The organism is Citrobacter sp. RHBSTW-00599 (genome assembly GCF_013784065.1).
In the GTDB taxonomy this organism is placed as follows: Bacteria; Pseudomonadota; Gammaproteobacteria; order Enterobacterales; family Enterobacteriaceae; genus Citrobacter; species Citrobacter braakii.
In genome coordinates this window covers 5,031,126-5,044,411 of record NZ_CP056717.1, presented here as the reverse complement: position 1 = coordinate 5,044,411, position 13,286 = coordinate 5,031,126, and the positions used below count along the sequence as shown (strand labels likewise).

Sequence of the window (13,286 nt, the reverse complement as noted above, 5' to 3'; positions counted from 1 at the left end):
CACACCGGGCTTTCTATTAGTTACGGTACAGCACTTTAATGATGTGATAACCGAACTGAGTGTGCAGTGGGCCGGTTGGCTCCAGCACCGGGCAGGAGAACACCACTTTATCAAACGCCGGAACCATCTGGCCCTGGCGGAATTCGCCTAAATCGCCGCCGCGTTTGCCCGACGGGCAGATAGAGTGTTTCTTCGCCAGTTTACCAAAATCGGCGCCATTTTTGATTTGTTCCAGAAGATCGAGAGCCAGTTTCTCTTCTTTAACAAGGATATGCACTGCTGATGCTGTTTTTGCCATGGTTTGCGCTCTGAGTTGAGTGATAAATCAGGGCGCAATAGTAGCATGTAATCCGTGGTCTTCGGCGATGGGCTATGACCGATCCCCCTGGCGTCACTTTCTGCTACAATCCACATCCCCGTGTTTACAGATTGAGCAATCCTCTATGCGTTTGAACCCCGGACAACAACAAGCCGTCGAATTCGTCACCGGACCTTGCCTGGTGCTGGCGGGAGCGGGTTCCGGTAAGACGCGTGTTATCACTAACAAAATCGCACATCTGATCCGTGAATGTGGCTATCAGGCACGGCATATTGCGGCAGTAACCTTTACCAATAAGGCTGCGCGCGAGATGAAAGAACGTGTGGCGCAAACGTTGGGTCGTAAAGAAGCGCGCGGGTTGATGATCTCTACTTTCCACACTCTGGGACTGGATGTCATTAAGCGTGAATACGCCGCGCTGGGGATGAAGTCGAACTTCTCGTTGTTTGATGATACTGACCAGGTGGCCCTGCTTAAGGAATTGACCGAAGGGCTAATTGAAGACGATAAACTTATCCTTCAACAGTTGATTTCAACGATCTCCAACTGGAAAAACGATCTGATGACCCCAGCGCAGGCGGCAGCCAGTGCAAAGGGTGAACGCGATCGTATTTTTGCCCACTGCTATGGTCTGTATGACGCGCATATGAAGGCGTGTAACGTCCTCGATTTTGACGATCTGATCCTGCTCCCCACGCTGCTGTTGCAGCGCAATGAAGAAGTACGTGAGCGTTGGCAAAACCGAATCCGCTACCTGCTGGTGGATGAATATCAGGATACCAACACCAGCCAGTACGAGTTGGTGAAGTTGCTGGTGGGGAAACGCGCGCGCTTTACCGTCGTGGGTGATGACGATCAATCGATCTACTCCTGGCGCGGTGCACGTCCGCAGAACCTGGTACTGTTAAGCAAAGATTTTCCGGCGCTGCAGGTGGTGAAGCTGGAGCAAAACTATCGCTCATCAGGGCGTATCCTGAAGGCGGCGAACATCCTTATTGCTAACAACCCACACGTCTTTGAAAAACGGCTCTTTTCTGAGCTGGGCTACGGCGCTGAGCTGAAGGTGTTGAGTGCGAATAATGAAGAGCACGAAGCAGAACGCGTGACCGGGGAACTGATTGCCCATCACTTTGTGAACAAGACGCAGTATAAAGACTACGCCATCCTGTATCGCGGTAATTATCAGTCGCGAGTGTTCGAAAAGTTTCTGATGCAGAACCGCATCCCGTACAAAATTTCCGGCGGGACGTCGTTCTTCTCACGTCCGGAGATTAAAGATCTGCTGGCCTATCTGCGCGTGCTCAGCAACCCGGATGATGACAGTGCATTTTTGCGCATCGTAAATACGCCAAAGCGTGAAATCGGTCCGGCCACGCTGCAAAAGTTGGGGGAATGGGCGATGACGCGTAATAAAAGCCTGTTTACCGCCAGCTTTGATATGGGACTTAGCCAGACGCTAACCGGGCGCGGATATGATTCTCTGACCCGCTTTACGCACTGGCTGGGTGAAATTCAACGTCTGGCGGAGCGCGAGCCGGTTGCCGCCGTACGCGATCTGATCCACGGCATTGATTACGAATCCTGGCTGTATGAAACCTCGCCGAGCCCGAAAGCGGCCGAAATGCGTATGAAAAACGTCAACACGCTGTTCAGCTGGATGACGGAGATGCTGGAAGGTAGTGAGCTGGAAGAGCCAATGACCCTGACTCAGGTCGTTACCCGCTTTACCCTGCGCGACATGATGGAGCGCGGAGAGAGCGAAGATGAGTTGGATCAGGTGCAGTTGATGACGCTGCATGCTTCAAAAGGACTGGAGTTCCCGTACGTATTTATGGTGGGAATGGAAGAAGGATTTTTGCCGCACCAGAGCAGCATCGATGAAGATAACATCGACGAAGAGCGTCGTCTGGCTTACGTCGGGATTACACGTGCGCAGAAAGAACTTATCTTCACGCTGTGTAAAGAGCGCCGTCAGTACGGTGAACTGGTACGACCTGAACCGAGCCGTTTCCTGTTGGAACTACCACAAGATGACGTTATCTGGGAACAGGAGCGTAAAGTGGTGAGTGCCGAGGAGCGGATGCAAAAAGGGCAGGCCAGCATTGCTAACATTCGGGCAATGATGGCGAAAGCCAAAGAGAAATAGGTATTTTGTAGGCCGGATAAGCGTAAGCGCTATCCGGCAGCCAGCATCTAATGCACTTCCAGCGGCCAGTGGACATAACTTTGCCACTGTATTTCCTGATCGATTAACTCTGTACCTAATGGATGATGTTCCAGCCAGCCTTCCGGTAGCGTTAACGTCAGATTCTCATCCTGAGCTTGCAGGGTGATATGTGGCACTAAATCGTCGCGACGGCGAGCGGCGAAAATGATCGCCAGGCGTAGCAAACGGCAAAGGTGCTCCGCGATGCGTGGTGGCACAGCGTTTTGCTGGTGGAGTGAAGAGAGATCGACCGGATTAGTTTGGTTGAGCAACAGCGTGGCTAACAGTTTCTTCTGCGCGGGAGTAAAGCCCGGGAGATCGAGATTACGTACCAGCCAGGCGGCATGCAGTGGCGCCTGCTTATACTCTACGCTCAGTCCTATTTCATGCAACTGACAGGCACTTTGCAGCAGTTCACGACTAATGGCTTCAAGATGCCACTCATCTTTCACCTGTTCGAGTAAATGTACAGCCAATTGCGTGACGCGATTCGCCTGATCGGTGTCGACCATAAATCGACGCTGAATATTACGCAGCGTACGGCTGCGAATGTCCTGATCAACCGGCAAGTGCAGCATGCCGTAGACCAGACCTTCGCGTAGTGCGCCGCCGGCCAGAGTCATGCATTGAATATTCAGTTCGGTGAAAATGGCGATCAGAATGGCCAGTCCGCTGGGAAAAACCAGTGCGCGTTCCAGCGTTAACCCTTCTATTTCCAGCTCTTCCAGACGACCACAATGAATGGCGCGCTGTTTAAGCTGCTGAAGCTTGGCCAACGTAATGCGCTCATCCATGCCTTGCGCCATCATGATTTCCTGTAACGCCTGGACGGTGCCAGAGGCACCAACGCAAACTTTCCAGCCATGAAAACGCAGTTTGTCGGCGACCGGGCGCAGAACTTCGCGAGCCGCTTTCTCTGCTTCGTCAAAGTTTTCCTGTGCCAGATTACGATTGGTGAAATACCTTTCGAGCCAGGTGACGCAGCCCATTGACAGGCTGAACAGAGAGGTGGTTTGCGCGCCGGAGCCGGTAACCAGTTCAGTGCTGGCACCGCCAATATCAACGACCAGACGCTGATCGGCGCCGCCGGTGGTGTGGGCAACACCTTGATAAATCAGCCGCGCTTCTTCTTCACCGCTGATGACCTGGACAGGGCAGCCGAGGATCTCTTGCGCTTTGGCGATAACCTCATCGGCGTTTACCGCGATGCGTAATGTTGCCGTGGCGACCACGCGGATTTGCGGCTGAGGGATATCCTGCAGGCGTTCAGCAAACAGGCGCAGGCATTGCCAGCCGCGCTCCATAGCTTCAGCGGAAAGAACGTTGTCGCTGTTGAGGCCAGCGGCCAGACGCACCTTGCGTTTAATACGCGTGAGCGTCTGAATGCTTCCCGCCACCTCGCGTACAACCAGCATATGAAAACTATTCGAGCCTAAATCAATTGCGGCGTACAGCGAAGTGGTTGTGAGCATATCTAACGTTAACCTGAACGACGACGATTACGCGGAGCACCACCGGTACGGCGTGGGCCATTGCCTGTGCGCGGACGCGTTAAGCGTAACGGCTTCGGCAGATCGGTCATCAGCGCATCCGGGTTGTACTTGCTGACCGGGATCGAGTGACCGATATAGGTCTCGATTGCTGGTAAATTCAGCGCGTATTCTTCACAGGCCAGGCTGATAGAGTGACCGCTTGCTCCGGCGCGACCGGTACGACCGATACGGTGAACGTAATCTTCACAGTCATCCGGCAGGTCATAGTTAAATACGTGCGTTACGGCTGGGATATGCAGACCACGCGCGGCGACATCCGTCGCAACGAGAATGTCGAGATCGCCACGGGTGAACTCATCAAGGATACGCAGACGTTTTTTCTGCGCCACGTCACCGGTCAACAGACCGACGCGATGACCGTCAGCGGCAAGGCTACCCCAGATATCTTCACAACGATGCTTGGTGTTAGCAAAGACGATGGCGCGATCTGGCCACTCTTCTTCAATCAGCGTTTGCAGTAAACGCATTTTCTCTTCGTTGGAAGGATAGAAGAGCTCTTCTTTAATACGGTGACCTGTCTTCTGTTCTGGTTCGACTTCAACGTACTCGGCGTTATTCATCTGTTCGAACGCCAGTTCGCGAACGCGGTAAGAGAGGGTTGCAGAAAACAGCATGTTCAGACGTTGGGTGGTTGGCGGCATACGACGGAACAGCCAACGGATATCTTTGATAAAGCCCAGATCGTACATACGATCGGCTTCATCCAGCACCACGACCTGAATCGCGCCCAGGTTAATGTGGTTCTGTTTTGCATAGTCGATGAGACGACCGGTCGTGCCGATAAGAATATCGACGCCGCTTTCCAGCACTTTCAGCTGTTTGTCGTAACCGTCGCCGCCATAAGCCAGGCCTAATTTCAAACCGGTGGTCTGTGCCAGCGGCTCGGCGTCAGCATGGATCTGCACGGCTAACTCACGCGTTGGCGCCATAATTAACGCACGCGGTTGGTTCACCTTGCGATCGGCAATCGCGGGATGAGAGAGAAGATAATGAAACGTTGACGTCAGGAACGCCATCGTTTTTCCGGTACCGGTTTGCGCCTGCCCTGCAACATCACGACCTGCCAGCGTTAGCGGCAGCGCGAGGGCCTGAATGGGCGTGCAGTTATGAAAGCCTTTATTTTCAAGGGCTTCTATCACCTTTGGGTGCAGGGCGAAGTCGGAAAACTTCTGTTCTGTTAAATGTGTTTTGCTCATAGTGTGGTAGAATATCAGCTTACTATTGCTTTACGAAAGCGTATCCGGTGAAATAAAGTCAACCTTTAGTTGGTTAATGCTACATCAACACGTCGTTGATTAAGAGTACACCAACGCACCAGGCTTATTCCTGTGGAGTTAATATGAGCGATAAAATTATTCACCTGACTGACGACAGTTTTGACACGGATGTACTCAAAGCGGACGGAGCTATCCTCGTTGATTTCTGGGCAGAGTGGTGCGGTCCGTGCAAAATGATCGCTCCAATTCTGGATGAAATCGCTGACGAATATCAGGGCAAATTGACGGTTGCTAAACTGAACATTGACCAAAACCCAGGCACCGCGCCGAAGTATGGTATCCGTGGCATCCCGACCCTGCTGCTGTTTAAAAACGGCGAAGTTGCGGCGACTAAAGTCGGCGCACTATCCAAAGGTCAGTTGAAAGAATTCCTCGACGCTAATTTAGCGTAAGGAAGTCTCATGATCGGGCGACCATACTTCGAAATGATTCGGATGACTGGACGCCCGACTTGAGTCGTGCTAAGTTAGTGTTGACTTCGTATTAAACATACCTTATTAAGTTTGAATCTAGTTATATCCAATACTTCCCGTTGTTTCTCGCGCGAGAAGTGGACAGATTCCTGGCTTGTCACTCAATCCGTCTTGTCGTTTCAGTTCTGCGTACTTTCCTGTGACCAGACAGCGAACAGACATGAGTTGATGGCCGTAAACAGGCATGGATGACCCTGCCATACCATTCACAACATTAAGTTCGAGATTTACCCCAAGTTTAAGAACTCACACCATTATGAATCTTACCGAATTAAAGAATACGCCGGTTTCTGAGCTGATCACTCTCGGCGAAAATATGGGCCTTGAAAACCTGGCTCGTATGCGCAAGCAGGACATTATTTTTGCCATCCTGAAGCAGCACGCAAAGAGTGGCGAAGATATCTTTGGTGACGGTGTGCTGGAGATATTGCAGGATGGATTTGGTTTCCTCCGCTCTGCAGACAGCTCCTACCTCGCCGGTCCTGATGACATCTACGTTTCTCCCAGCCAAATCCGCCGTTTCAACCTCCGCACTGGTGATACCATCTCTGGTAAGATTCGCCCGCCGAAAGAAGGTGAACGCTACTTTGCGCTGTTGAAAGTTAACGAAGTTAACTACGACAAACCAGAAAATGCCCGTAACAAAATCCTCTTTGAGAACTTAACTCCGCTGCACGCAAACTCTCGTCTGCGTATGGAACGTGGTAACGGTTCTACTGAAGACTTAACGGCGCGTGTACTGGATTTGGCATCACCGATCGGTCGTGGCCAACGTGGTCTGATTGTTGCTCCGCCGAAAGCAGGTAAAACCATGCTGCTGCAGAACATCGCGCAGAGCATTGCTTACAACCATCCGGACTGCGTACTGATGGTGCTGCTGATTGACGAACGTCCGGAAGAAGTTACCGAGATGCAGCGTCTGGTGAAAGGTGAAGTGGTTGCGTCTACCTTTGACGAACCAGCCTCCCGCCACGTTCAGGTTGCGGAAATGGTTATCGAGAAGGCGAAACGTCTGGTTGAACACAAGAAAGACGTTATCATTCTGCTCGATTCCATCACCCGTCTGGCGCGTGCTTACAACACCGTGGTTCCGGCTTCCGGTAAAGTTCTGACCGGTGGTGTTGATGCCAACGCCTTGCATCGTCCGAAGCGTTTCTTCGGTGCGGCGCGTAACGTGGAAGAGGGCGGTAGCCTGACCATCATCGCGACTGCGCTGATCGATACCGGCTCTAAAATGGATGAAGTTATCTACGAAGAGTTTAAAGGTACCGGCAACATGGAACTGCATCTCTCTCGTAAGATTGCTGAAAAACGCGTCTTCCCGGCTATCGACTACAACCGTTCCGGTACCCGTAAAGAAGAGCTGCTCACCACTCAGGAAGAGCTGCAGAAAATGTGGATCCTGCGCAAAATCATCCATCCGATGGGTGAAATTGATGCCATGGAATTCCTCATTAACAAGCTGGCGATGACCAAGACTAACGACGACTTCTTCGATATGATGAAGCGTTCGTAATTCAGGTCTCATCCGAAAACGCCACGTTTTTACGTGGCGTTTTGCTTTTGTGGCTGTAATCTTAACGACACAATAACGATAATACGGTATGACATACCGCATGGCGAAGAAGGGTTGAAATTCGTATTTTGTGGTTGCTAATCATATAGAACCACCTGATATGGAGCTGATATTGAGTCGGGTTTCTCTTCTGAATAATTGGCTGGATGGTTATACTTCGTGTATTGATATTCTCTGAGAGCATGTATAGTGAATTTATTGACAGCAAGTACTGATCTCATCAGTATTTTTTTATTCACAACGCTGTTTCTTTTCTTTGCCCGCAAGGTCGCGAAAAAGATTGGATTGGTGGATAAACCCAACTTCCGCAAACGTCATCAGGGACTGATTCCGCTGGTTGGAGGGATTTCGGTTTACGCAGGCATTTGCTTTACGTTTCTTATCGCCGATTACTATATCCCGCATGCTACTCTCTACCTGGGTTGTGCTGGTGTACTGGTGTTTATCGGTGCCCTGGACGATCGTTTTGATATCAGTGTAAAAATCCGCGCAACCATCCAGGCCCTTATCGGCATCATTATGATGACGGTGGGTAAACTCTATCTGCTAAGCCTTGGCTATATTTTCGGCCCTTGGGAGATGGTGCTCGGTCCTTTTGGATATTTCCTTACCCTGTTTGCCGTCTGGGCGGCAATAAACGCCTTCAATATGGTGGATGGGATTGATGGTCTGTTGGGTGGATTATCTAGCGTGTCATTCGCCGCTATGGGGCTTATCCTGTGGTTCGATGGTCAAACAAGCCTGGCCATCTGGTGTTTTGCCATGATCGCCGCCATTCTGCCTTACATCCTGCTGAATTTGGGTATTCTCGGACGCCGCTATAAAGTTTTTATGGGGGATGCGGGCAGTACGCTGATTGGCTTCACGGTGATTTGGATCCTGCTGGAGACTACCCAGGGGCCAACGCATCCTATCAGCCCGGTCACCGCTTTGTGGATTATTGCCATTCCGTTAATGGATATGGTGGCAATTATGTATCGTCGCTTACGCAAGGGCATGAGCCCTTTCTCCCCGGATCGCCAACATATTCACCATTTAATCATGCGCGCCGGATTTACCTCCCGACAGGCTTTTGTCCTGATTACCCTGGCTGCAGCTATTCTGGCATCTATTGGCGTGCTGGCTGAATATTCTCGCATTGTCCCGGAGTGGGTGATGTTGGTGTTTTTTTTACTGGCGTTTGTCTTGTACGACATCTGTATTAAACGGGCCTGGAAGGTAGCGAGATTTATCAAACGTTTGAAGCGCAAGTTGCGTAGAAACCGTGAAAGTAAACCAGACTTAACCAAATAAATTGAGGGTACGATGAGACAACCATTACCGGGGGAAGATGCCGTGAGCGCTGAAAATGAACTGGATATCCGTGGGTTGTTTCGTACCTTGTGGTCAGGGAAGGTGTGGATCGTCGGTATGGCTCTCGCCTTCGCGATAGCGGCCCTCGCCTATACGTTTTTTGCGCGTCAGGAGTGGAGTGCCACGGCGATTACTGACAGGCCAACGGTCAATATGTTGGGTGGCTTTTACTCTCAACAACAGTTTTTACGCAACCTGGATATTAAGGCCAGTCTCGCGTCCACGGACCAACCGTCAGTAATGGATGAGGCCTATAAAGAATTCATTATGCAGCTTGCCTCTTGGGATACACGCCGAGAATTCTGGCAGCAGACTGATTACTATAAGCAGCGTATGGTCGGTAATAGCAAAGCCGATGCGGCGATGCTGGATGAACTGATCAATAACATTCAGTTTTTGCCTGGCGATACGCTGCGTAATACCAATGACAGCGTGAAGCTGATTGCCGAGACGGCTCCTGATGCCAACAATTTGCTGCGCCAGTACGTCGCGTTTGCCAGCCAACGCGCGGCACGTCATCTGAATGATGAGTTAAAAGGTGCATGGGCCGCACGCACTGTGCAGATGAAAGCGCAGGTCAAACGTCAGGAAGAAGTGGCAAAATCCATTTTCTCTCGCCGCGTCCACAGCATTGAACAAGCGCTTAAAATTGCTGAGCAGCATAATATTTCGCGTACTTCCACAGATGTTCCAGCTGATGAATTGCCGGATTCAGAATTGTTCTTACTCGGACGTCCAATGTTGCAGGCGCGACTCGAGAATCTGCAGTCAATTGGTCCGGATTTCGATCTGGACTATTTCCAGAACAGGGCAATGCTGAACACCCTGAACGTTGGACCAACTTTAGATCCGCGTTTTCAGACCTATCGTTATTTGAGAACGCCGGAAGAGCCGGTAAAACGTGACAGCCCTCGTCGCGCCTTCCTGATGATTATGTGGGGTATCGTTGGGGCTCTGATCGGTGCTGGTGTCGCGTTAACCCGTCGCCGTACGATTTAGCAATGCCGTTGCAGTGAGGGGCTGGGCCCTCACTGCCAATCCGAAGAGAATCGATGTGAAAGTACTGACTGTATTTGGTACGCGACCGGAGGCCATTAAGATGGCTCCTCTGGTTCATGCGCTGGAAAAAGATCCTGATTTTGAGGCGAAAGTTTGCGTTACGGCGCAGCATCGGGAGATGCTCGATCAGGTGTTGAATCTTTTTTCCATTGTACCTGACTACGATCTCAATATTATGCAGCCAGGTCAGGGACTAACAGAAATAACCTGCCGCATCCTGGAAGGGTTAAAGCCTATTTTGGCTGAATTCAAACCCGATGTGGTGTTGGTTCATGGTGATACCACAACCACGATTGCTACCAGTCTGGCCGCGTTCTATCAGCGCATCCCGGTGGGGCATGTAGAGGCTGGTTTACGTACAGGCGATCTCTATTCACCATGGCCGGAAGAGGCTAATCGTACGCTGACCGGGCGTCTGGCAATGTATCATTTTGCCCCAACAGAAAACTCGCGCCAAAATCTGTTACGAGAAGCTATCCCTGATGATCGTATTTTCGTCACGGGTAATACGGTTATTGACGCGTTGATCTGGGTTCGGGATCGCGTACTGGCGAGCGATGCATTGCGTGCTGAACTGGCAGAACATTATCCTTTCCTGAGCTCTGATAAAAAGATGATACTTGTGACCGGTCATCGTCGGGAAAGCTTCGGTCGCGGTTTTGAGCAAATCTGTCACGCCCTGGCGGAAATAGCCGCGTCTAACCAAAATGTGCAGATTGTCTATCCGGTACACCTGAACCCTAACGTCAGTGAGCCGGTCAATCGCATCCTGGGTCACGTTGAAAACGTGGTGTTGATTGAACCGCAGGACTACCTGCCATTCGTATGGCTGATGAATCACGCCTGGCTGATCCTTACTGATTCCGGCGGGATTCAGGAAGAAGCGCCGTCTCTGGGGAAACCTGTGCTGGTGATGCGTGAAACAACGGAGCGCCCGGAAGCTATTACCGCAGGGACTGTACGCCTGGTAGGTACAGACCCACAGCGGATTGTTGAAGAAGTCACGCGTTTGCTGCATGACGACAATGAATATCAGATCATGAGCCGCGCCCATAATCCGTATGGAGACGGGCTGGCATGTGACCGCATTTTAGATGCATTAAAAAATAATCGGATATCGCTATGAGTTTTACGACCATTTCTGTCATTGGGTTGGGTTATATCGGACTGCCAACGGCGGCTGCCTTTGCTTCCCGTCAAAAACACGTAATTGGCGTAGATATAAATCAACATGCGGTGGATACCATTAATCGCGGCGAAATTCACATCGTTGAGCCCGATCTGGGTGCGGTGGTGAAAACGGCGGTCGAAAATGGTTTTTTACGTGCGAGCGCGACACCCGTAGATGCTGATGCGTATCTGATTGCGGTGCCTACCCCCTTTAAGGGAGATCATGAACCCGATATGGTCTACGTAGAAGCCGCGGCGAAATCTATTGCGCCAGTTTTGAAAAAAGGCGCATTGGTGATTCTGGAATCCACTTCACCTGTCGGGGCAACTGAACAGATGGCCGCATGGCTTGCAGAAATGCGGGCTGACCTGACTTTCCCGCAGCAGGTCGGTGAACAGGCGGACGTTAACATTGCTTATTGCCCAGAGCGCGTACTGCCGGGTCAGGTAATGGTCGAACTGATTAAAAACGATCGGGTGATTGGAGGAATGACCTCCGTCTGTTCCGCGCGCGCCAGCGAGCTGTACAACATCTTTCTCGAAGGCGAATGTGTGGTAACCAACGCCCGCACCGCAGAAATGTGTAAGCTGACGGAAAATAGCTTTCGCGATGTCAATATCGCCTTCGCCAACGAACTGTCGCTGATTTGCGCCGATCAGGGGATCAACGTCTGGGAACTGATTCGGCTGGCAAACCGCCATCCACGCGTGAATATTTTGCAGCCCGGCCCTGGCGTAGGTGGACACTGTATCGCGGTCGATCCGTGGTTTATCGTGGCGCAGAACCCGCAGCAGGCGAAATTGATCCGCACCGCGCGTGAGGTAAACGATGGTAAACCGCATTGGGTGGTCGATCGGGTAAAGGCTGCCGTAGCCGACTGTCTGGCGGATACCAACAAACGGGCTAGCGAAGTGAAAATTGCCTGTTTTGGTCTGGCATTCAAACCCAATATTGACGATTTGCGTGAAAGCCCGGCGATGGGAATTGCGCAGAATATTGCGCAATGGCACAAAGGCGAAATGCTGGTGGTGGAACCGAACATCCATCAACTGCCGAAAAAACTGGATGGTATTTGCCAACTGGCGACGCTGGACGATGCTCTGGCACGTGCTGATGTGTTGGTCATGTTGGTTGACCATAATGAATTTAAAGGCATCAAAGGCGATGCGGTTCAACAGCAGTACATCGTTGATACCAAAGGGGTCTGGCGCTAATGAAACGAATTCTGGTTACCGGTGGAGCGGGATTTATCGGCTCGGCGGTTGTGCGACATATCATTCATGATACCGAGGATGCGGTGGTTGTGGTCGATAAGCTGACCTACGCCGGAAACCTGATGTCGCTGGAGCCGGTTGCGCAGAATTCCCGTTTTGCCTTTGAGAAAGTGGATATTTGCGATCGGGCATCGCTCGACAGGGTGTTTCAACAATATCAGCCGGACTGCGTGATGCATCTGGCTGCAGAAAGCCATGTCGATCGTTCAATTGATGGTCCGGCCGCCTTTATCGAAACCAACATTGTGGGAACCTACACGCTGTTGGAAGCAGCGCGCGCTTACTGGAGTACATTAGCCAGTGAGGAAAAATTGGCGTTTCGTTTCCACCATATCTCGACTGACGAGGTGTATGGCGATCTCCATTCCACAGATGATTTCTTCACCGAAACCACGCCGTATGCGCCGAGCAGCCCTTATTCCGCGTCGAAAGCCAGCAGCGATCATCTGGTTCGCGCCTGGCTGCGTACCTACGGTCTGCCAACACTGATTACCAACTGTTCCAATAACTATGGTCCGTACCATTTCCCGGAAAAACTGATTCCGCTGATGATCCTCAACGCACTGGCGGGCAAACCGTTGCCGGTATATGGCAATGGTCAACAGATCCGTGACTGGTTGTATGTAGAAGATCACGCCAGGGCGCTCTATTGCGTGGCGACGACGGGCACGGTTGGGGAAACCTATAATATTGGTGGCCATAACGAGCGTAAAAACCTGGATGTTGTCGAAACGGTTTGCAGCCTGTTGGAAGAGCTGGCTCCGCATAAACCGCAGGGCATCGCGCAGTACCGCGACTTGATCGCTTTTGTGGACGATCGCCCAGGCCATGATTTGCGTTACGCCATTGACGCTTCAAAAATTGCGCGTGAACTCGGGTGGATGCCGCAGGAAACGTTTGAAAGTGGAATGCGCAAAACCGTGCAGTGGTATCTGGATAATCAGGCATGGTGGAAACCCGTGCAGGACGGCAGTTACCAGGGCGAACGTTTAGGTCTGAAGGGCTAACAGCCTGGTTTTGCGGAG

At 51.4% G+C, this 13,286-nt stretch carries 12 protein-coding genes; 9 read left to right on the top strand and 3 right to left on the bottom strand.

Going from position 1 to position 13,286, the window contains the following annotated elements:
• Positions 1-16: 16 nt before the first annotated feature.
• A complete protein-coding gene (gene ppiC, locus HV243_RS24370; protein ID WP_016155104.1) occupies positions 17-298 on the bottom strand; it encodes a peptidylprolyl isomerase PpiC in 282 nt (93 codons plus the stop codon).
• Between the two features lie 145 nt (positions 299-443).
• Here ppiC and rep point away from each other — a divergent pair, with 145 nt between their 5' ends.
• Positions 444-2,465 carry a DNA helicase Rep gene (rep, locus tag HV243_RS24365; RefSeq protein ID WP_053389655.1) on the top strand — a complete coding sequence of 674 codons (2,022 nt, stop codon included), beginning with the start codon at positions 444-446 and terminating at the stop codon, positions 2,463-2,465.
• A gap of 47 nt (positions 2,466-2,512) precedes the next feature.
• On the opposite strand, the gene gppA is transcribed toward rep, so the two are convergent.
• Together gppA and rhlB are read right to left on the bottom strand one after the other, a co-directional pair.
• The gene (gene gppA, locus HV243_RS24360) at positions 2,513-3,997 is read right to left on the bottom strand and encodes a guanosine-5'-triphosphate,3'-diphosphate diphosphatase (protein ID WP_181603898.1); all 1,485 of its coding nucleotides are present in this window, start codon (positions 3,995-3,997) and stop codon (positions 2,513-2,515) included.
• An 8-nt stretch (positions 3,998-4,005) separates the two neighbouring features.
• Positions 4,006-5,274 carry an ATP-dependent RNA helicase RhlB gene (rhlB, locus tag HV243_RS24355; RefSeq protein ID WP_003829013.1) on the bottom strand — a complete coding sequence of 423 codons (1,269 nt, stop codon included), beginning with the start codon at positions 5,272-5,274 and terminating at the stop codon, positions 4,006-4,008.
• 143 nt (positions 5,275-5,417) lie between these two features.
• Here rhlB and trxA point away from each other — a divergent pair, with 143 nt between their 5' ends.
• The 8 genes from trxA (at position 5,418) to rffG (ending at position 13,268) form a co-directional block, all read left to right on the top strand.
• Positions 5,418-5,747, top strand: coding sequence for a thioredoxin TrxA (gene trxA, locus HV243_RS24350; protein ID WP_001280776.1), 330 nt, complete (start codon positions 5,418-5,420; stop codon positions 5,745-5,747).
• Between the two features lie 130 nt (positions 5,748-5,877).
• Entirely contained in the window at positions 5,878-5,997 is a 120-nt protein-coding gene (locus HV243_RS24345) for a rho operon leader peptide (RefSeq protein ID WP_049259789.1), read from the top strand.
• Between the two features lie 87 nt (positions 5,998-6,084).
• Positions 6,085-7,344: a transcription termination factor Rho gene (gene rho / locus HV243_RS24340; RefSeq protein ID WP_002437993.1), complete on the top strand. Its 1,260-nt coding sequence runs from the start codon at positions 6,085-6,087 to the stop codon at positions 7,342-7,344.
• Positions 7,345-7,593: 249 nt separating this feature from the next.
• On the top strand, positions 7,594-8,697 hold the full coding sequence (gene wecA, locus HV243_RS24335; protein WP_053389656.1) for a UDP-N-acetylglucosamine--undecaprenyl-phosphate N-acetylglucosaminephosphotransferase: 1,104 nt from the start codon (positions 7,594-7,596) through the stop codon (positions 8,695-8,697).
• Between the two features lie 12 nt (positions 8,698-8,709).
• Positions 8,710-9,756, top strand: a complete 1,047-nt coding sequence (gene wzzE, locus HV243_RS24330) for an ECA polysaccharide chain length modulation protein (protein ID WP_046274879.1) — start codon at positions 8,710-8,712, stop codon at positions 9,754-9,756.
• Between the two features lie 55 nt (positions 9,757-9,811).
• The gene (gene wecB / locus HV243_RS24325; protein ID WP_047499573.1) at positions 9,812-10,942 is read left to right on the top strand and encodes a UDP-N-acetylglucosamine 2-epimerase (non-hydrolyzing); all 1,131 of its coding nucleotides are present in this window, start codon (positions 9,812-9,814) and stop codon (positions 10,940-10,942) included.
• Positions 10,939-12,201 (top strand): UDP-N-acetyl-D-mannosamine dehydrogenase, encoded by a 1,263-nt coding sequence (gene wecC, locus HV243_RS24320; protein ID WP_046274881.1) that lies wholly within the window; start codon positions 10,939-10,941, stop codon positions 12,199-12,201. The genes wecB and wecC overlap by 4 nt, the downstream gene beginning before the upstream one ends.
• A complete protein-coding gene (rffG, locus tag HV243_RS24315) occupies positions 12,201-13,268 on the top strand; it encodes a dTDP-glucose 4,6-dehydratase (protein ID WP_046274882.1) in 1,068 nt (355 codons plus the stop codon). Before wecC ends, rffG begins: the two co-directional genes overlap by 1 nt.
• Positions 13,269-13,286 lie beyond the last annotated feature (18 nt).